Annotated in this window: 22 protein-coding genes; 14 read left to right on the forward strand and 8 right to left on the reverse strand. The window is 71.3% G+C overall.

Features of this window, described 5'->3' with window-relative positions:
- Positions 1 to 416: 416 nt before the first annotated feature.
- Complete coding sequence (locus OIE67_RS48115) at positions 417 to 1,304, forward strand: alpha/beta fold hydrolase (protein ID WP_326633224.1); 888 nt, start codon at positions 417 to 419, stop codon at positions 1,302 to 1,304.
- A 143-nt stretch (positions 1,305 to 1,447) separates the two neighbouring features.
- On the opposite strand, the gene OIE67_RS48120 is transcribed toward OIE67_RS48115, so the two are convergent.
- Entirely contained in the window at positions 1,448 to 2,023 is a 576-nt protein-coding gene (locus OIE67_RS48120) for a TetR/AcrR family transcriptional regulator (protein WP_326633227.1), read from the reverse strand.
- A gap of 93 nt (positions 2,024 to 2,116) precedes the next feature.
- Between OIE67_RS48120 and OIE67_RS48125 the strand changes: the two genes are divergently transcribed.
- Genes OIE67_RS48125 through OIE67_RS48135 form a run of 3 tightly spaced genes read left to right on the forward strand, consistent with a single transcriptional unit; the run spans position 2,117 to position 4,047 of the window.
- Positions 2,117 to 2,749: an NAD(P)-dependent oxidoreductase gene (locus tag OIE67_RS48125; RefSeq protein ID WP_326633229.1), complete on the forward strand. Its 633-nt coding sequence runs from the start codon at positions 2,117 to 2,119 to the stop codon at positions 2,747 to 2,749.
- Between the two features lie 2 nt (positions 2,750 to 2,751).
- Positions 2,752 to 3,561 (forward strand): SGNH/GDSL hydrolase family protein, encoded by an 810-nt coding sequence (locus OIE67_RS48130; protein WP_326633231.1) that lies wholly within the window; start codon positions 2,752 to 2,754, stop codon positions 3,559 to 3,561.
- A 42-nt stretch (positions 3,562 to 3,603) separates the two neighbouring features.
- On the forward strand, positions 3,604 to 4,047 hold the full coding sequence (locus OIE67_RS48135) for a protein-tyrosine phosphatase family protein (RefSeq protein WP_326633234.1): 444 nt from the start codon (positions 3,604 to 3,606) through the stop codon (positions 4,045 to 4,047).
- 149 nt (positions 4,048 to 4,196) lie between these two features.
- On the opposite strand, the gene OIE67_RS48140 is transcribed toward OIE67_RS48135, so the two are convergent.
- From OIE67_RS48140 to OIE67_RS48150, 3 genes are all read right to left on the reverse strand, one after another.
- Positions 4,197 to 4,463 carry a hypothetical protein gene (locus OIE67_RS48140; protein WP_219912180.1) on the reverse strand — a complete coding sequence of 89 codons (267 nt, stop codon included), beginning with the start codon at positions 4,461 to 4,463 and terminating at the stop codon, positions 4,197 to 4,199.
- An 11-nt stretch (positions 4,464 to 4,474) separates the two neighbouring features.
- Positions 4,475 to 4,813: an ArsR/SmtB family transcription factor gene (locus tag OIE67_RS48145; protein ID WP_326633237.1), complete on the reverse strand. Its 339-nt coding sequence runs from the start codon at positions 4,811 to 4,813 to the stop codon at positions 4,475 to 4,477.
- An 86-nt stretch (positions 4,814 to 4,899) separates the two neighbouring features.
- Complete coding sequence (locus OIE67_RS48150) at positions 4,900 to 6,249, reverse strand: hypothetical protein (RefSeq protein ID WP_326633239.1); 1,350 nt, start codon at positions 6,247 to 6,249, stop codon at positions 4,900 to 4,902.
- A gap of 184 nt (positions 6,250 to 6,433) precedes the next feature.
- Here OIE67_RS48150 and OIE67_RS48155 point away from each other — a divergent pair, with 184 nt between their 5' ends.
- The 8 genes from OIE67_RS48155 to OIE67_RS48190 all read left to right on the forward strand — a co-directional run bounded on the left by OIE67_RS48155 (position 6,434) and on the right by OIE67_RS48190 (position 13,413).
- Positions 6,434 to 8,233, forward strand: a complete 1,800-nt coding sequence (locus OIE67_RS48155) for a flavin-containing monooxygenase (protein ID WP_326633241.1) — start codon at positions 6,434 to 6,436, stop codon at positions 8,231 to 8,233.
- Between the two features lie 35 nt (positions 8,234 to 8,268).
- Positions 8,269 to 8,721 (forward strand): hypothetical protein, encoded by a 453-nt coding sequence (locus tag OIE67_RS48160; protein WP_326633243.1) that lies wholly within the window; start codon positions 8,269 to 8,271, stop codon positions 8,719 to 8,721.
- Between the two features lie 118 nt (positions 8,722 to 8,839).
- A complete protein-coding gene (locus tag OIE67_RS48165) occupies positions 8,840 to 10,006 on the forward strand; it encodes a sensor histidine kinase (RefSeq protein ID WP_326633245.1) in 1,167 nt (388 codons plus the stop codon).
- 61 nt (positions 10,007 to 10,067) lie between these two features.
- The gene (locus OIE67_RS48170; protein WP_326633247.1) at positions 10,068 to 10,709 is read left to right on the forward strand and encodes a response regulator transcription factor; all 642 of its coding nucleotides are present in this window, start codon (positions 10,068 to 10,070) and stop codon (positions 10,707 to 10,709) included.
- A gap of 48 nt (positions 10,710 to 10,757) precedes the next feature.
- Positions 10,758 to 11,552 (forward strand): MBL fold metallo-hydrolase, encoded by a 795-nt coding sequence (locus tag OIE67_RS48175; RefSeq protein ID WP_106247359.1) that lies wholly within the window; start codon positions 10,758 to 10,760, stop codon positions 11,550 to 11,552.
- A gap of 127 nt (positions 11,553 to 11,679) precedes the next feature.
- Positions 11,680 to 12,057 (forward strand): SgcJ/EcaC family oxidoreductase, encoded by a 378-nt coding sequence (locus OIE67_RS48180; protein ID WP_106247361.1) that lies wholly within the window; start codon positions 11,680 to 11,682, stop codon positions 12,055 to 12,057.
- Positions 12,054 to 12,404: a hypothetical protein gene (locus OIE67_RS48185; RefSeq protein ID WP_106247363.1), complete on the forward strand. Its 351-nt coding sequence runs from the start codon at positions 12,054 to 12,056 to the stop codon at positions 12,402 to 12,404. Before OIE67_RS48180 ends, OIE67_RS48185 begins: the two co-directional genes overlap by 4 nt.
- 10 nt (positions 12,405 to 12,414) lie before the next feature.
- Positions 12,415 to 13,413 carry a GNAT family N-acetyltransferase gene (locus OIE67_RS48190; RefSeq protein WP_326633253.1) on the forward strand — a complete coding sequence of 333 codons (999 nt, stop codon included), beginning with the start codon at positions 12,415 to 12,417 and terminating at the stop codon, positions 13,411 to 13,413.
- On the opposite strand, the gene OIE67_RS48195 is transcribed toward OIE67_RS48190, so the two are convergent.
- On the reverse strand, positions 13,357 to 14,739 hold the full coding sequence (locus tag OIE67_RS48195) for a sensor histidine kinase (protein WP_326633255.1): 1,383 nt from the start codon (positions 14,737 to 14,739) through the stop codon (positions 13,357 to 13,359). The genes OIE67_RS48190 and OIE67_RS48195 overlap by 57 nt on opposite strands.
- Positions 14,736 to 15,407 (reverse strand): response regulator transcription factor, encoded by a 672-nt coding sequence (locus OIE67_RS48200; protein ID WP_326633257.1) that lies wholly within the window; start codon positions 15,405 to 15,407, stop codon positions 14,736 to 14,738. Before OIE67_RS48200 ends, OIE67_RS48195 begins: the two co-directional genes overlap by 4 nt.
- 126 nt (positions 15,408 to 15,533) lie before the next feature.
- On the opposite strand from OIE67_RS48200, the gene OIE67_RS48205 reads away from it, so the two are divergent.
- Positions 15,534 to 15,968 carry a hypothetical protein gene (locus tag OIE67_RS48205; RefSeq protein ID WP_326633259.1) on the forward strand — a complete coding sequence of 145 codons (435 nt, stop codon included), beginning with the start codon at positions 15,534 to 15,536 and terminating at the stop codon, positions 15,966 to 15,968.
- A 10-nt stretch (positions 15,969 to 15,978) separates the two neighbouring features.
- Here the strand turns inward: OIE67_RS48205 and OIE67_RS48210 are convergent, their stop codons facing one another.
- Positions 15,979 to 17,058 (reverse strand): hypothetical protein, encoded by a 1,080-nt coding sequence (locus tag OIE67_RS48210; RefSeq protein WP_326633261.1) that lies wholly within the window; start codon positions 17,056 to 17,058, stop codon positions 15,979 to 15,981.
- Between the two features lie 116 nt (positions 17,059 to 17,174).
- Positions 17,175 to 17,597 carry a hypothetical protein gene (locus OIE67_RS48215; protein ID WP_326633263.1) on the reverse strand — a complete coding sequence of 141 codons (423 nt, stop codon included), beginning with the start codon at positions 17,595 to 17,597 and terminating at the stop codon, positions 17,175 to 17,177.
- 237 nt (positions 17,598 to 17,834) lie between these two features.
- On the opposite strand from OIE67_RS48215, the gene OIE67_RS48220 reads away from it, so the two are divergent.
- Positions 17,835 to 18,371 carry a peptidylprolyl isomerase gene (locus OIE67_RS48220; protein ID WP_106247374.1) on the forward strand — a complete coding sequence of 179 codons (537 nt, stop codon included), beginning with the start codon at positions 17,835 to 17,837 and terminating at the stop codon, positions 18,369 to 18,371.
- Positions 18,372 to 18,443: the final 72 nt, after the last annotated feature.

Raw genomic sequence — 18,443 nt, forward strand, 5'->3', positions numbered from 1 at the left:
CGCGGCTTCAATGGCCGGGCGTGTCGTGTGACGCCGATCGGGAGGACGTCGGCGGGTGGGCGGCACCGGTACCAAGGGGATGATCATCGTGGACTCACACGTCACAGGTCGCGCCTAGGCGCTCAGCGCCCGCGCGTCATCCCTGGATGACCTGCCCCTTGTCGGCTCACCGATCAGGTCGGTGCTCGCCGTCCGGGCGATGACGACGCACCGTTTCCGGCTCTGACCGCGCATTTCACGGTCTCCGGCTTCTTCGCCGCGTTTCGACGGTGTCCGGCTGTTCTACCCGCGCTTGGCGGTGTCCAGCTGTTCCACCGCGTCTTCGCGGTTCATCTCAGCGTGCCCATGCCCGTGTACCTGCGTGCCCGTGTACCCGCGTGCCTTGCTTGCCTCGGGCGATCGAAAAGGACCTCCTCATGAACCCGAACCTGAACCTCACCCACATCCCTGCAAATCAACACGAAGCGGATGGCGTCCGTGCCCAGATGGGCCGGCTGTTCACCGACCCGCCGTCGCTCGACGGCGACGCGAGCCTCGACCCCGTGCTGCCGGAGACCGGCGGAGTGCCCGGCGCCTGGGTCACGGCCGGCGGCCGCACCCTGGAGGACGGCGTCACTCTGTACGTGCACGGCGGCGGCTTCTCCATGAGCAACCCGCCGATGGAGCGGATCATGGCCCACCGCCTGTCCGAGGCCACCGGCCGGCCGGTCTACGCCGTGGACTACCGCCTGGCGCCCGCGCATCCGTACCCGGCCGCGATCGAGGACGTGCTGGCCGCGTACCGTGCCCTGCTCGCCCAAGGAGTGCCGGCCGGCCGGATCCTGCTGGTCGGCGAGTCGGCCGGCGCCACGCTGGTCCTGTCGGCCCTGCTGCTGGTCGCCGCCGCCGGGGACCCCATGCCCGGCGGAGCCGTCCCCGTCTCCCCGATCACCGACCTCGCGGCCTCGTTCCCCGCGCCGGGCGAGGGCGGCGGGCGCGACTCGATCGACCCGTCCAACATGGAGCCGATCACCACCCAGTACCTGGCGGGCGCCCGCCCCGACGAGGCGCCGCAGTCGCCCCTCTACGGCGACCTGCGCGGGCTCGCGCCGCTCCTGTTGTCGGTCGGGGGCGACGAGATCCTGCTCAAGGACGTGCACCGCTTCGCCGAGGCGGCGTCGGCGGCGGGCACACCGGTGGACCTCGACGTGTACGAGGGGATGCCGCACGCCTTCCACGCGGCCGTACTGGTCGCCGAGGACGAGCACCTGCCCACGGCCACGACCTTCCTGAGCCGGCTGGCCGCGTGGGCAGGGCGGCACTGACGTACGGACTTCGCCGCTTTCTCATCAGGACGCCCACTCCGGACTTGAATGAGCCGTGCTGGGGCTCGCGGCCGAGTTCGGCATCTTCCGCCGCAACCGGCGACGGGCCGGCCGTACCCGCTGACAGGCCGGCCCGGCTCGGCTCAGTCGGTCAATGATTCGAGGAGCGTGCGGGCGAACGAGGCGGCCGCCTCGCCGTCGTCGTGGTGCCCGGGCGCCGACATGTGGCTCAGGAAGGCGTGCTGGAAGCAGGCTCCGAGCAGCAGTCCCGCCGCCGCTGTCACGTCCGCGTCCCGCCGCACCCGCCCGGCTTTCTGCTGGGCCCGCAGATAGGCGGCCACTGCCTGGTTGGCCATGTGCGGGCCCGCGCCCTGCCGCCGCAGCTCCTCCTTGTGCGCGGCCAGCGTGCCGGGGTCGGCGAAGATCGAGGCCAGCATGGGGAATCCGGTCCGGTAGAAGTCGATGGCCGCTCTGGCTGCGGCGGTGAGGTCGTCCAGCAGGCTGTTGTCGCCCTTGAGCGCCTGAGCCAGCTGGGTGAAGCCGGGTGAGCGCTCCCTGATGACGGCCACGAGCAGGTCGGCCTTGTTGGTGAAGTGCTTGTAGAGCGCCGCCTCGGTGAACCCGGCGGCGCCGGCGATCTGCCTGGTCGTCACATTGGCCAGGCCCCGCTCCGCCATCACCTCGGCCGCCGCGTCGAGAATCACGTCTCTGGTGCCCATCACGCGCCCTTTCCCGCTTCCTGCTTGACGTGGTTAGTAAACGCTCACTATCGTCTCGGCTTGTTAGCAAGCGTTTACTAACCTGGAGTCTAAGTGAAGATCACTGTCTTCGGCGCCACCGGCGGCACGGGACGACACCTCGTGCAGCAGGCCCTCACCGTCGGCCACCACGTCACCGCAGTCGTACGCGACCCCGCCCGCCTGACCGGTCCTCGCCACTCCGGGCTCACCCTCGTGACCGCAGACGTCATGCGGCCCGAGGCCATTGAAGCGGCGCTGAGCGGCAGCGACGCCGTGGTCTCCGCTCTCGGACCGCGCGGCCGGGACGCCGGGAACGTGTGTGCCGCCGGAGCGCGGTCGATCATCGCCGCGATGCGCGCCACAGGCACGAGTCGCCTGGTCGTCGTGACCGCCAGTGGGCATGTCGTCGACGCGGGCGACGGCTTCGCGAGCCGCGTCCTGGTCAAGCCACTGCTGCGCCGCTTCCTGCGGACGGGGTTCGCCGACTTCGCGCGTACCGACGAGGAGGTCCGCGCCAGCGGTCTGGACTGGACGATCATGCGGCCGCCACGCCTCACCGACGGCAGACGGCGCGCTTACCGCACCGCCGTCGACCTGAACGTCCGGGGCGGCGTCACCATCGCCAGGGCCGACCTCGCCCACGCCGTGCTCGAAGCCATCGACGACCCGGCCACCGTCGGCCACTGCGTCTCCCTGGGGTACTGATCATGAAGCGAGCCATCCTCATCGCCGTCTCCCTTCTGCTCGCCGTCACCCTGGGGGCTGCCGGGCTCGTGGGCTACCGCACCTTTCTCCGCCCGCCGGACAATTCGCCCGCCGAGGCGTGCGCCAAGGGGCCGGGGGCGCGTCCGCGCGTGGTGGCGGCCGGGGCCAGCATGACGCAGGGCGCGCTCGGCGCGGACTGGGTGGGAGCGCTGCGTGCCGCGCTGCCCGCGTACGAGTTCGTCAATGCGGGCGTCAACGGCGACACCGCCGCCGACCTGGCGCGGCGCGTCGGCACCGACATCGTGGCCTGCCGCCCGGCCGCCGTCACGCTCCTCGTCGGCACCAACGACGTACGCAATGCGGTTCCCGTGGAGCAGTACCGCGACACCCTCGGCGAGATCGTCACCCGCGTCAGGACCGCCACCGGCGCCCGCGTCGCCCTCATGTCCCTCCCTCCGCTGGGCGAGGACCAGGACACGGAGATCAACCGCCGGCTCACCCGCTACAACACCGCCGTCAAGGAGGTCGCCGAGCGGACCGGGGCCGACTACCTGCCCCTGCACGAGCGGCTGACCGACCTGCTGCGGCAGGACGGCGGCTCGCCTACGGCCTACGACTTCGGCTTTCCGCTCGCCTTCTGGGTCGCGGCCCAGCACCACCTGCTCGGGCGCGACTGGGACGACATCGCCCGCGCGGGCGGACGGCGCATCCTCGTGGACCACGTCCACCTCACCGACACGGGCGGCGCCGTCGTCACCGACCTGACCACGCGCTGGCTCCCAGGAGCCGTTCCGCTGTCCGCCCTGGGATGAACGGGCGGGGTCGTGCCGTGCGGGCGGGTTAGCCTCGGGGACATGACGTGGGAGCCCGCTGCCGAGGGAGTGCTGAAGTTGCCCTCGGGTCGTCTCGTCCGGGGCAGAGGTCTGCGGCATCCGCTGCCGCCGGGGCCGCAGCCGGCCTTCGCCCTCTACCTGCTGGGCAAGCCGCCGCCACCGGTCGAATGGGAGCATCGGTGGTTACGCTGGCCCGACTTCTGGCTGCCCTCCGACCGCGCGGCCACCGCCGAGGCGCTGCGTGAGGCGTGGGAGCGGGCCGGGTCCGAGCGCGTCGAGGTCGCCTGCGGCGGCGGGCGCGGCCGCACCGGCACCGCCCTGGCCTGTCTGGCCGTGCTCGACGGCGTGCCGGCGGATCAGGCGGTGGCCTACGTTCGCGAGCACTACGCGAAACAGGCCGTCGAGACCCCCTGGCAGCGCCGCTTCGTATCCCGCTTCGACGCGAGCATGCCCGACCGCCCCTGACCGCCCAGCAACCCTGACCGCCCAGCCATCCTGATCACCGAGCGGCCGTGTCCCGGGGTGGTGCTGACCCGAGAGGCCCTGGCCACCGAGCGGTTCTCAATCGGCCGACCGGTGCTCGACCGGCCATCTGCGGAGGACTCCGCCCCGTGTCACTCCACCGTGCGTAAGATCTGCTCGATCGTGGCGGTGCGGGCGCGTAGCTCCGCCAGGTCGGCGGCCACTCGTTGCTGGGCGTCCATGGTGTTCTCGGCCAACTGCTCGAAGCGCTGGACGAGCCGGCGCAGGTCGTCCGCCTGGTCGGCCTGGAGTCTGGACTTGCGGGACTCGAACAGGCCCACGATGACCACGCTGATGAGGAACGTGACGAGGATCAGCACACCGAGAAAGAAGATCACCTCGGGCCAGGCCATGGGCATCGGGAGGGCTCCTAGCGTCCGGGACCCTCGGTGGGGTCGGGGGTGGTGAGTGTCTTGGCCGCCTCGGCCAGCGTCGACGCGGTCAGGTGCAGGCTGAAGTCGGTGACCTGGTAGTACTTCATGGCCTTGCCGTCGTCCGACAGCTCCAGGTTGCCGGCGATCAGGCCGGCGGCCTCCAGTCGGCGCAGGTGCATGTGCAGGAGCGGGCGGCTGATGCCGATCACGCGGGCCAGGTGGCTCACGTAGTCGCGCCCGGCGGCCAGTTGCGCGACGATGCGCAGTCGCAGCGGGTTGGACAGCGCCGCCAGCATCTCGACCAGGTCGTCACCCGTCGGCCCGGCCTGCGTCATAGCTTCCCATCACGTGTAAGTGCGCTGTTACAGGTGCAACGGTAACACCGGCCGCCGGGCGCCTGCCAGCACGCGCGGACAGGTGGCTAGGCGACCTGGGCCGGTTCTCGCTGTTCGGCAGGCCGCGCGCGGCGGGCGATGAACGGGGTACGGGTGCCGGCGAAGGTCAGTCCCACCGTCAGGCACACCAGGGGGATCGCCGGGATCACGTACCGTACGTCGAACGCGGCCAGGAACGGCGGCGAGACGACCAGGGCGAGCGCGGCGACCCCGGGCAGGAGCGCGTCCCATCGCCGCCGCAGCGGCGCGGCCACGAGGGCGCCGACCAGGGCCAGCACGAGCAGCGGGAACGGCACGTACCCGAACCGCTGGTACGCCCGCAGCCACCCGGCGAACGGCTCCACCACCCGCGTCGCGGCCGGCCCGGCCTCGTACGACTCGGCCACGCCGCGTACGGACTCGCTGATGGGTCGCTCGGAGGCCGGCAGCTTGTACGGCGTCTTCTCGTCGACGGCCGTGCGCTCCCAGCGCAGCAGCTGGGTGAGATCCGTCGCGACGGCCCCGAGGTAGCCCCCGGGCTGGGCGAGGATGGCCTGCCTGGCGAACTCGCCGGCCAGCTGGTTGCGGTTGGCCGCCCCCGGCACCTTGAGCAGTGGCGAGAAGCTCTCCCACAGCCAGTGCGGCGGATAGGGCCGCTGCGCCACGGGCATGTCGGGGCAGAGCACGGCCAGCCGTTCCGGCGGCTTGATCACCGCGCAGTCGGCGAAGCTCATCGTCCTTGACCACAGGAAGTTGCCGTCGGCCTCGGTCAGGCCGAACTTGCCCTTCTCCACCTTCATCCAGGTGGCGTACGCGCCCAGCGGAATCGCCCCGGCGACGAGCAGCGCCACCAGCGGGCGCCAGCCGTACCGCCTGATCAGCAGGTAGGCGGCGGTCAGGATGAGCAGCGGCAGGCCGACCGTCCTGGTGATCCCGGCCAGCCCGAGCAGCAGCCCGCCCACGGCCGCCGTCGTCGGCGAGACGCGCCAGACGATGAGCCCGATGGCCGCCGTGACGAGCACGATGAAGACGGCGTCGGCCATGATCATGTGTTCGAGCAGCAGGAGGAACTCGTCGTAGAGCAGCGGGGTGACCAGCAGCGCCGCGCCCCAGCCCGGCAGGCCGCGGCGGCGCAGCAGCGCGTACACCCCGACCGCGAGCGCCAGCCCGAGCAGGTGCTGCAGGACCGTGACCAGGCTGAGGCTGTGCGCGGGCCGCAGCACGGCGAGGAGCAGGGAGTAGCCGGACGGTCTCGTCGTCCCGGGCGTCAGCTCCTCACGCAGGAACGCGAAGGAGTCGCCGTAGAAGAGGATCGCGGGAGGGAAGCCGAGCACGGCCAGCACCCGCAGCCCGATCGCCGGCAACATGGCGATGACGAGTGCGCGATGGGCCAGCATGGATCCGCTTCCTCCGTGTGTCCGAGCCACCACAATAGTGGACATCCCGCTCAGGTAATCGGGCGTTTCATCCTGCCCCCGTGGCCGCCGGGTGGCAGGCCGCGCGCAATCGCGGCGCGGAGCTTGTCGGACGCCATTTCCGAATGCCATTCTGGAATTACCGTCGTCGCCCCCGGAGGGATGCATGACAGAGCGCCCGACCATCGACAGGGACGCCCTTCGCCGGAAATATCGCGAAGAGCGCGACAAGCGGCTCCGGCCGGACGGCAACGACCAGTACCTCCGCCTCACTGGCCGATTCGCCCACTACCTCGACGACCCGTACACCCCGATGACCGAGCGCGACCCCAAGACCGACCACGTGACCGTCGCCTTCATCGGCGGCGGCTTCGCCGGGCTCGTCACCGGCGCCCGGCTGAAGGAGGCCGGCATCGACGACGTGCGCATCGTCGAGAAGGGCGGCGACTTCGGCGGCACCTGGTACTGGAACCGCTACCCCGGCGCCCAGTGCGACACGGCGTCGTTCGTCTACATGCCGCTGCTCGAAGAGACCGGCCACATGCCGACCGAGAAGTACGCGCACGCCCCCGAGATCCTCGAACACTGTCGCCGCATCGGCAAACACTTCGGCCTGTACGACAACGCCCTGTTCCACACCGAGGTCCTGGACCTGACCTGGGACGAGGACCGCTCCCGCTGGCTCGTCAGGACCAACAGAGGCGACGCGTTCACCGCGCAGTTCGTCGCCATGGGCATCGGGCCGCTGCACTTGCCGAAACTGCCCGGCATCCCCGGGATCGAGGAGTTCGGCGGCCACTCCTTCCACACCAGCCGCTGGGACTACGACTACACCGGCGGCGACCCCTCGGGCGCGCCCATGGACCGGCTGGCGGACAAGCGGGTGGCCGTCATCGGCACCGGCGCGACGGCCGTGCAGTGCGTCCCGCATCTGGCGCGGGCCTGCGCCGAGCTGTACGTCTTCCAGCGCACGCCCTCGTCGGTCGACGTACGGGACAACCGGCCGACCGACCCCGGCTGGTTCGCCACGATCGCGAGCCCCGGCTGGCAGCAGCGCTGGCTGGAGAACTTCACCGCGAACCAGACCGGCGGCGCGGCCGACGAGGACCTGGTGATGGACGGCTGGACCGACATCGCCCGCCGCTACCGCTCCAAGATCAACGCCATCCCGCGGGACGAGCTCACCCAGGACACGATGCTGGCCGCGTTCGAGGACTCCGACTTCGAGAAGATGGAGGAGATCCGCGCCCGCGTCGACACCATCGTCCAGGACCCGGAGACCGCGCGGCGGCTGAAGGCGTGGTACCGCCAGCTCTGCAAGCGGCCCTGCTTCCACGACGAATACCTGCAGGCGTTCAACGTGCCCGGCACCCACCTCGTGGACACCGACGGCAAGGGCGTCACGCGGATCACCGAGCGGGGTGTGCTGGCGGGCGACAAGGAGTACGAGGTCGACTGCGTCATCTACGCCTCCGGCTTCGAGGTCGGCACCGACTACACCCGCCGGGCCGGCTACGACCTGACCGGGCGCGACGGGGTGCTGCTGTCGGAGCACTGGGCGCAGGGCATGCGCACGCTGCACGGCATCCACGTGCACGGCTTCCCGAACGCCTTCCTCGCGCAGCCGACGCAGGGCGCCAACCTCATCTCCAACATTCCGCACAACCTGACGGAGGCGGGCAGGACCATCGCCACGACCGTCAGGTACGCGGTCGAGCACGGATACGCCCAGGTCGAGGCGTCGGCGGAAGCCGAGCAGAGCTGGGTCGAGCTGCTGCTGTCCGGCGCCGGTCGCATGCTCGGCTCCCCCGACTGCACCCCTGGCTACTACAACAACGAGGGCCGGGACCTCGGCATGAAGGACCGGCTCAACGTCGGCCATCCGCACGGGGCGGTGGCGTACTTCGCCTACATCGACCGGTGGCGTACGTCGGGCGCCTTCGAGGGCCTGACGTTCCGGACGTAACCGTCAAGATCCGGCACCTAGTACCTTCGTCCCCCATGAGCTACGACCTTTACTTCACCCGCCGCGCGCCCGGCCAGTCATGGGACGAGGCGCTGGCGGCCGACGACGCGCGGGCGGAGCCGCTGCGGCCCGATCTGGAGGCGTGGGAGAGCATCGTCGGCCGCACCCGCGAGCTGCTGGGCGAGGTGCGCATCGTCGAGTACCCGCCGAACTGGGAGCTCGACCACGAGGACACCGGCATCTCGGTGAACCACTGGGAGGGCGGCTGGGAGATGAGCGTCCCCTACCGGACCCACGGCGAGGAGGCCCGCCGGGTGGTCGGGCTGCTGTACGAGGTGGCGGCCGTGGTGGCGGGCGCGTCCGGGTTCGAGTGCTTCGACCCGCAGCTCGGGCAGCCGGCCGCGGAGGTCGGGGATCTGGGGCGCGCGGTGGAGCTGTTCGACGCCGTGGCGGACCGGTACGGCCGCCGCGGCACCGTGACCGCCTGACGCCCCGCAGTCAAGCGTCGCTGATCGGGCGCTGATCGGGCACAAGGGGCGGGCGTACGGGACGAATCCTCTACCCAGCACTACTGCCTGCCCTCCCACCAGCGGATACGGTCACAAGGTGCTCAACAGGACCGCGCTCGAAGCCCTGACGCAGCGCCCCCTCCCGTTCCTCGCCTCCGCCTGGCCGTGGCGCGGCGCGGCGTACCTGGTGGCCGGGCTCGTCCCCGGCGCGGCCGCCGGGCTCGTGACCGCGGCTGCCTACGGCGGCACGCTGGTCACCCCGGCGCTGGGCCTCGTGACGGGCCTGGCCGCCCTGGCCCTGGCGATCCCGCTGGTCGCCCGCTTCGAACGCGCCCGGCTGCGCCTGGTGGACGCCGTCCCCCTGCCGGACACCCAGGACCGGCGCAGGCGGGAGGCGGGGCTGGTCGTCATGACCGTGGTCGCGCTGTGGTGGATCGACCTGGTCATGCTGGCGGTCACGGTCGGCGGGCCCCTGGTGGTGGCGCTCACCTGGTTCGTCCAGCCCGAGGCGACGCCGGTCGCCGGCGTGCTGGCGTTGGTCGCGGGTGTCCTGCTGCTGCCGGTGGCCGCGTACACGATCACCGCCTGGGCCGGGGCGAGGGGGGCCATGGTGCGCGCGGTGCTGGCGCCGCAGGGCTCCGAGCTGGGCGAGGTGTTGCGGTCGCGGGCGCGGCTGGTGGACGCGTACGAGACGGAGCGCCGCCGGATCGAGCGGGACCTGCACGACGGCGCGCAGCAACGGCTGGTCGCGCTGACCATGACGCTGGGGATGGCCGGGCTGGACCTGCCCGAGGGCTCCGAGGCGGCCAGGCTGATCGGGGTGGCCCAGGCGGAGGCCAAGCAGGCGCTGGCCGAGCTGCGCGAGCTGATCAGAGGCGTGCACTCCCAGGTGCTCACCGACCGGGGGCTGGCGGCGGCGGTGCACGACGTGGCGGGACGCTCGCCGGTGCCGGTCGACGTGGACGTCTCCGTGCCGGGCCGGCTGCCCGCGCCGGTCGAGGTGACCGCGTACTACGTCGTCAGCGAGGCCCTGACGAACCTGGCCAGGCACGGCCAGGCCACCAGGGGACACGTCGCCGGCCGGATCGAGGCGGGCACGCTGGTCGTCGAGGTGCGCGACGACGGCGTCGGGGGCGCCGACCAGGCGAAGGGGACGGGGCTGACCGGGCTGGCGGACCGGCTGGCGGTGGTGGGCGGAAGACTCGCCCTGTCGAGCCCGGCAGGCGGCCCGACCCTGGTCCGGGCGGAGATCCCGTGCCCATGAACGCGAACCCCGTGCCGGGCGGAGATCCCGTGCCAGTGACCAGGATGGGAAGGAAGAGCACGTGCGCGTGGTGATCGCCGAGGACGCCGTTTTGCTCCGCGAGGGCCTGGCCGGGCTGCTCGAACGCTTCGGCCACATCGTCGCCGCCGCCGTCGGCGACGCCCCCGCCCTGATCGAGGCCGTCGCCGCACACCGTCCCGACGTGGTGGTGACGGATGTGCGGATGCCGCCCGGTTTCGCCGACGAGGGGCTGCGGGCCGCGCTGGAGCTGCGCGGACGAGAGCCGGGGCTGGCGGTGCTGGTGCTCAGCCAGTACGTGGAGCAGACGTACGCCGCCGAACTGCTCGCGTCCGGCGCGGGAGCCGGCATCGGTTACCTGCTGAAGGACCGCATCGGCGACGTACGCGAGTTCGTCGAGGCACTCGACCGGGTGGCCGCGGGCGGCACGGTCGTCGACCCCGAGGTGGTGCGCCAGCTGCTGCGACGCAGGCGCGACCCGCTGGCCCGGCTGACCCCGCGCGAGCACGAGGTGCTGGGCCTGATCGCCGAGGGCCGCTCCAACGCCTCGATCGCCAAGGAGCTCTTCGTCACGGAGGCGGCCGTGGCCAAGCACATCGCCGGCATCTTCGCCAAGCTCGACCTCCCGCCCGCCGCCGACGGGCACCGGCGGGTGCTGGCGGTGCTGGCGTACCTGCGCGGGTGAGGCAGGGGCATATGCCATTCACCGCGGCTAAAAGTAGTGTTCCTTGGCATGAACGAGCAATGGCATGAGGTCGGCGACCGGGTATACGTCCGGCGTCATCGGTCGTTCGACCTGAACACGGGGCTGATCGTGGGCGACGGGCACTGCCTGGTGCTCGACACGCGCAGCTCCCACCAGGAGGCGGCGGATCTCGTGGCGGCGGTCAGGCGGATCACCGCCGCCCCGTGGACGGTCGTCAACAGCCACTCCCACTTCGACCACTACTTCGGCAACGCGCTCTTCCGCCCCGCCGAGATCTGGGGGCACGCCAGGTGCGCCGAGGAGATCGAACGGTACGGCGAGGACAGCCGGGCCGGCGTGATCAAGCATCATCCTGAGCGGCGCGAGGAGATGGAGGAGGTCACGATCGTTCCGCCCGACCACACGTTCACGGCCGCGGCCAGCCTCGACATCGGCGGGCGCATGGTGCATCTGCGGCACTTCGGGCTCGGGCACAGCAGCAACGACATCGTGGCGCAGGTGCCGGACGCGGGCGTGGTGTTCGCCGGGGACCTGGTGGAGGAGGGGGCGCCGCCGGCGTTCAGCGACTCGTACCCGCTGGACTGGCCCGCGACGACGGCCGCGATGCTGGCGGAGATGCCGGAGCCGGTGATCGTGCCGGGGCACGGCGCGGTGGTGGACCGGGCGTTCGCCCAGGCGCAGCACGACGAGCTGGTGCAAGTGGCCGAGCTGGCCAAGCGGGCCCACGTGGAGGGGCTGCGCGACCTGATCAAACTCTTCCCCTACTCCGAGGACGTCACCAGGCAGGTCATCGAGCGCGCCTTCATGCAACTGGACGCCTGAGACGACGCAGCGAGCGACCTGACGCATCTTCAATAGTGCAACTTGCAATATAGTAGGGAGCGCTATAGCGTCATGCCATGACCTGGCGCGGTCCCCCGGCCGTGCCGCGACAAGAAGGAGTCATGACATGTCCGCCGAGATCATCCGACTGGTCGAGCGCATGACCGAGACCTGGAACGCCGGGGACGCCGCGGGCTACGCCGGCCTGTTCACCGAGGACGCCGACTACATCACCTACTTCGGACTGCACCTGGAGGGCCGCAAGGCCATCGAGGAGGTGCACAGGAAGCTGTTCGAGACCCCGATCAAGCTGGCGGAGAGCGACCAGGCGCCGCGGATCAGGCAGCTCACCGCCGACGTCGCGGTGCTGGTCATCGGCGGCACCTCCACCATGGACGGCGAGCCCGACCCCAGCCGCGCCTCCGTCATCACGCTGACCGCCCTGCGCACCCCCGAGGGCTGGCGCTTCGCCTCCTTCCAGAACACCCGGGTGGGTCGGCCATGAGGAAGAAGCTCATCACCGAGGTCTCCGGCGTGGTCGCGGCGCCGGTGGACCGGGTGTGGCGGGCCCTGCTGGACGACCGGCCGCGATACGAGATGAAGACCGAGCTCGGCGAGCACACCGTCGCCTACCAGGGCGGCTGGTGGTACCGCGGCGAGTGGGCGGTCGTCGCAGACCCCGAGGGCACGCGCGTGATCCACCGCGTCTACGACGTGGCCGAGCGGCTGAGCTGGGCTGTCACCCTGGTGAACAAGTTCTTCCACGGCTTCGACGAGCAGACCCGCAGGTCCTTCGCCGAAGGGCTGGCCCGCATCGGCGAGCGGTTGGGATGTGCGGCCCGGCTCACCTAGGCTGCCCGGCATGAGGTGGGGATCGCTTGAGCGGGGAGACGCCGGGAGACTGGCCGAGCTCTACGCCGCGGTGGAGGCAGAGGACAGGACCGGCGAGCCGCACGGGGTCGACGAGGCGGCCGAGCGGCTCGCCCACCCCCTGATCGACCTGGCCGAGGGCACGATCGCGGCCAGGGAGGGCGAGCGCATCGTGGCGTTCGGCTACCTGCCGGTCCGGCAGTCCGCCGAGGGCGGAAAGCACTATCTGCGCTTCTCCGGCGGGGTGCACCCCGCCTACCGCAGGCAGGGGCTCGGCCGCCGGATCGTGGACTGGGCCGTCCGTACGGCGCCGGGGCTGAGCGCCAGGGCGTTCCCCGGCGTGGACGCGGAGCTCCATCTCCTCGCCGCCCACGACAACGAAGACGTCAGGGCACTGGCCGAGCGGACCGGGTTCGCCGCCGTCCGCACCTTCGCCGACATGGAACGCCCCCTGCCGGGCGACCCGCCCCCGCTCAGGACGCCGGACGGCGTGCGCATCGCCACCTGGTCGCCCGAGCTGGACGAACAGGCCCGCCACGTACGCGACGAGTCGTTCCGCGACCACTGGGGTTACGTGGCGCACACACGGGAGAGCTGGACGAGCCAGATCACCGGCTCCGTGAACTTCCGTCCGGAGTCGTCGTTCCTGGCGCTGGCCGGCGACCGGGCCGTGGGCGTGCTGATCACGCACGTCTTCGAGGCCAGGAACGCCCGCCGCGAGGAGCGCCAGGCGTGGATCCAGATCGTCGGCACGCTCAAGGAGTGGCGCGGCAAGGGCGTGGCGGGCGCGCTGATGGCGCACGCCCTGACCGTCCTCGCCCGCCAGGGCTACCACAGCGCCGGGCTGGGCGTCGACGTCGACAACGCCACGGGGGCCGTCGGCGTCTACACGCGCGCCGGGTTCGCGATCACCAGGCGGCACACCACGTACGCGCTACCCGTGGTCCAGGGGGAAGCGCGCGACGAAGCCGGAGCCGGCGTACACGAGTGAGCCCTCGTGCAGGAGCGCGATGTCCCGCGCGATCGGCAGCCCGAGCCCCGCGCCGCCCGCGTCCCTGGCCCGCGCCTCGTCCAGCCGGGTGAAGCGGTCGAACACCGCCTCCCGGTGCTCCGGCGGGATCCCCGGGCCGTCGTCGCACACCTCCAGCACCGCCTGGCCGTCCTCGGCGGCCACCCGCACCCGTACGGTCGAGGCCGCGTGCCGGACGGCGTTGTCGGCCAGGTTCGTCACCAGACGGTCGAGATGCGCGCTCGACCCCCGCATCACGACGTCGGGCTCGACGTCCAGCTCGACCCGCACCTCCGGCCGCCGCCTGGCCCGCAGCGACGCCTCCGCCGCCACCTGGCCCAGGTCCAGCTCGGCGGCCCGCAGCGGCTCGCCCGCGTCCAGCTTGGCCAGCATGAGCAGGTCGGCGGCCAGTGACTGCAGGCGTTCGACGTCGGCCAGGGCCTCCACGGTCAGCTCGCTCGACTCGGCCAGCTCCAGCCGGGCCCGCAGGGTCGCGATGGGGCTGCGCAGCTCGTGCGCGGCGTCGGCGACGAAACGCTTGTGCCGCTCCACGGCCGTCTCCAGCCGGTCGAGCGTGCCGTTCACGGTGGTCGCGAGCGCCGCGATCTCGTCCTTCGAGCTCGGTACGGGCACCCGCTGGTGCAGATCGCGGGCCGTGATGTCGGCCACCTTGGCCCTGATCGCGGCCACGGGGCCGAGCGCGCGGCCCACCGAGAGCCAGGTCATGCCGGCCACCACCAGCAGCACCGCGGGCACGCCGGGCAGCAGCGCACCGTACAGCGTGTTCAGCGCCTCCTCCGCGCCCTCCAGCGAGACCCGGCCGAGCACCACGGCGGGGCCGGCCGCGGTGGCCACCTGGGCCTTCGCGACGGCGTACTGGCCGGACGCCGCCCAGTTCTCCACCGCGTCGGCCCGCCTGGTCAGCAGGACGTCGGGGTCGGCGATCCGCGCCACCGTGCCGTCGGTCAGTTGTACCTCGCCCGCCCTGATCAGCGCGGACACGCCCGCGGGGGCGGGTTCTGTCCTGGCGGGCGGCTTCAGGGGCTCGGCGGCCCGGCCGGGCGGCGCTTCCGCGGCCTGCGCGGCTTCCGTGGCGGAGAGCTCTATCGTCTCCGCGTACGGCAGCACCGCCGAGACCTTCCTGGCCGCTGCGGCGTCGGCGCTGCTCTCCAGCGTGCCGCGCAGCGCCATGATCAGCACCAGGGCCGCCGCTCCCAGGGCGAGCGCGACGACGAGCGTGGCCGCGGCGGTCGCCCGCAGCCGCACCGACGACAACCCACCCGCCAGCCTGTTCGGCTCGATCGTCACGCCGCCTCCAGCCGGTAGCCGGCCCCGCGGACCGTCATGAGCGTCATCCTGCCGAACGGCACGTCGATCTTCCGCCGCAGAGCGCTGATGTAGACCTCGACGATGTTCGGGTCGCCGTCGTAGGAGAAGTCCCACGCCTGGGAGAGCAGCTCGCTCTTGGAGACCACCTCGCCGGGCCGGCGGGCGAGCGCGTGCAGCACCGCGAACTCCTTCGGCGTCAGCCCGATCTGCACCTCGCCCCTGCGGCAGCGCAGCCCGGCCGGATCGATCACGAGGTCGCCGACGCTGATCGACACGGGCCGCTCGCGCCCGCCCCGCCGGACCAGCGCGCGCAGCCTGGCCAGCAGCACCACGTACGAGAAGGGCTTGGCCAGGTAGTCGTCGGCGCCGTTGTCGAGCGCCTCGGCCTCGTCGTAGATGCCGTCCTTGGCCGTGAGCATCATGATCGGCGTCCAGTTGCCCACCTCGCGCAGCTTGGAGCAGACGGCGTAGCCGTTCATCCGGGGCAGCATCACGTCCAGGACGATCACGTCGTAGGTGTTCTCGGTGGCCATCCACAGCCCGTCGCGCCCGTCGTGGGCCACGTCGACCGCGAAGCCCTCGCCCGCCAGCCCGCCCTTGACCAGGTCGGCCAGCCGCTCCTCGTCCTCCACCAGTAACACTCGCACGCCGTCCAGAGTGCCGCACCGGACCTAAAGCCAACCTGAAGATCATTTGAGGGCTCTTCAGGATCACTTCAGGTACGGCAGGCCAGTCTCGGAGGCGTTCGATCGTTACCCCAGTGAGGAGCCCTCATGTTCAGACGACGTCTCGCGGTGCTCGGCGCGGTCGCCGTGCTCGCCATCACCGGTCTGGCCGGATCCGCCATGGCCGACGAGACCCCCGCGCCCACCGCCGGCTCGAAGATGGTCTGCACGACGAGCGACGGCAAGACCATCGAGCTCATGCCGGCGCTCCCGGCCGGGGACGTCCTGGCCGCGCGGGAGGGCGAGGCAGTACGGGCCGGAGCCGACGGGGTGGCCGTGCGGGTCACGGCCATGCGCGACGGCGCCGAGGGAGAGCCGGGCCAGGTCGTCAAGGGCAGCATGGTCGCGTCGGAGGAGGTCCCCGAGATGGGCGTCGCCCTTCCGGCCAGGCTCGCGCAGCCGGGCGACGCGGCGGAGGGCGTGGCGCCGCCGGAGAACGGTCTGGCCGAGACCGTCTCCATCAGCTGCAAGAAGGCGGAGTAGCGGCTCCCGGTCAGTCCGTGAACGACGGGTGCGGTCCCAGGGCCCAGTACTCGTAGAGCCCGTGGCCCACGAGGCCGTCGTACTCGAAGCGCCCGACGGCGTCGACCAGGCCCCACATCCTGGCCGCGTCGTCGGGCAGCCGGTGCGTCACGCCCTGCACGACGGGATCGGCCCCCTGGTACATCCCGTGGCGCCACTCCTGCTCCAGCCCGTAACCGGTGCCGACCATGAGGTGGACGGGCAGCAGCGGCGTGCAGCGCACGTCGAACGGCTTGCCGCCGGGCGGTGCGAACGTGATCGTGGCCTCGACGACGTCGCGGGTGCCGGGGGCGTAGACCGGGCGGTACTCCGGCCGGCCGAGGTATTCCTCCTCGCGCCCGTCGGACCAGACGCGGACGGCCTCCTCCAGCAGCCGGCGGCCCCGCTCGTCCTCCTGGATGATGCAGAGGATGGCGTGGTCGTCGAAGCGCATCGGCGTGTAGAGCCAGTAGAACGTGCCGGAGTTCTTGGCCTGGATGCCGGGCGGCTCGGGTTCGCCCACGGGCCTGATGCCCCAGCTGCGGTCCCTGGTGCCCATCCAGCGGTCGGAGGTGACCGGGATCTCCTCGTCCTCTCCGATCCTGATGTTTCCGGACCAGCGGCCGGTCTGCGCCAGGCGTACGGAGTCGAAGACCACCCGCTCCTGCCAGCGCAGGAAGTGCCGCGGCTCCAGCACGGCCGGGATCGTCCCCTCCCACGTGAGGTCGAAGGACAGGCCGTGCTCGTTCGGTTCCAGGACCACCCTGAGCCGCTTGAGCCCTTCGATCACCTCGACGCGGAACGGGCCCACGCGCGTGTCCATCCGGTCGGCGCCCAGCTCACGCGAGGCCCGCACGACACGGTGCAGGTCGCGGGTGCGCAGGCAGGCGAAGGCGTCGGTGACGCCCAGGTTGGGGTACTGGCCGAGGCCGACGATCAGCATCAGCTCGTCGGAGGCGGCGTGGCAGTTGAAGTAGTAGCGGTCGTAGAAGTTGCGGTCGCCGGTGGTCACGTGCCGCATGACCTGGGCCGCCTGGTGCACCGGGAAGTCGTCGAGGGGTGACAGCGCCATAGCGGGGTTGTAACAAGCGCTTGGTCGTACGTCAACGCTCCCGTACGTGGAGGAAGCGCCCGCTGAAGACGGAAGCGCGCCCCCGCAGTCTCGCGAGGGCGCGCTTTCCAGCGAGATCAGGACATCTTGCGAGACGTCTCGTCCGCCTTGTTCGACACGTCGGTCGCCATCCGGTCCGTGGACCCGGAAGTCTGCTCCGCCTGCTCATTGACCCATCGTGAGGCATCGGAGGCGGAGTCCTTCATGTGTTCGGTCCACTGCTGTGCGTTGCGGCGGTAGAACGTGTAACCGATCGCCCCCACCGCGAGACCGGTGAGCAGGACGAGCATCGGCCAGCGCCGCGACCGCGACGGCGTGGGGTCGATCTTCCTGGCCGCGGTGGTCAGCATCTCGCTGACCCTGGGTGCGACCTGGTCCTCGAATCCGTGCGCCGCGGACTCCAGCCGCGGCGCCGCCCAGTATCGGGCGTCTTCGATGCGCTGGGCGGCGACCACCTTGGCCTGGTCCGCCATGGGCTGCATCCGGTGGCCGGTTCGCACGGCCTGAGCCTTCATTCGGCCCATCCACGTGGCGGGAACCTCTATGACCACGCGGCGTCTCTTCATTGTCAGGGACACGACAACCTCCCCTGTCTATCGGGGCCCCGAGCCTGACCTTCCCTGGACAAGGCGGCTCAATCATGGCCGTCCATGGGAGGATGGCTCGGAAGGCCGGACGGCCATAAATCTCAAAACACCACAAAACCAACCCTGTGCATAGAGGGGGGCAGCTGTCTCGTGGCTGAGAAGCTGATCGCAAATCTGAACACCAACCGCGGCAATATCAAGGTGGAACTCTTCCCCACCAAGGCCCCGAAAACGGTGCGAAACTTCGTGGAACTGGCCGAAGGCCAGCGCGAGTGGACCCACCCGGGCACCGGTGCGAAGAGCACCGGCCGCTACTACGACGGCACGATCTTCCACCGGGTCATCTCCGGTTTCATGATCCAGGGCGGAGACCCGCTCGGCCAGGGCATCGGCGGCCCCGGCTACGAGTTCGACGACGAGATCCACCCGGATCTCTACTTCAACCGCCCCTACCTGCTGGCCATGGCCAACGCCGGAGTCCGCGGCGGCAGGGGCACCAACGGCTCGCAGTTCTTCATCACGGTCGTGCCGACGCCGCACCTCAACGGCAAGCACTCGATCTTCGGTGAGGTGATCGAGGGTCAGGACGTGGTCGACGCCATCGCCAAGACCCGCACCGACCAGCGCGACCGGCCGGCCGAGGACGTCATCATCGAGTCGGTCACCATCGAGCAGGTTCCCGCCTGACCTGACCCGATCGCGGTCCCCCGGCTCACCTGAGCCGGGGGAGTCCGCGCTGCCCTTCCCGGCCCGCGCGGC

The organism is Nonomuraea fuscirosea, assembly GCF_035917475.1.
In the GTDB taxonomy this organism is placed as follows: domain Bacteria; phylum Actinomycetota; class Actinomycetes; order Streptosporangiales; family Streptosporangiaceae; genus Nonomuraea; species Nonomuraea fuscirosea.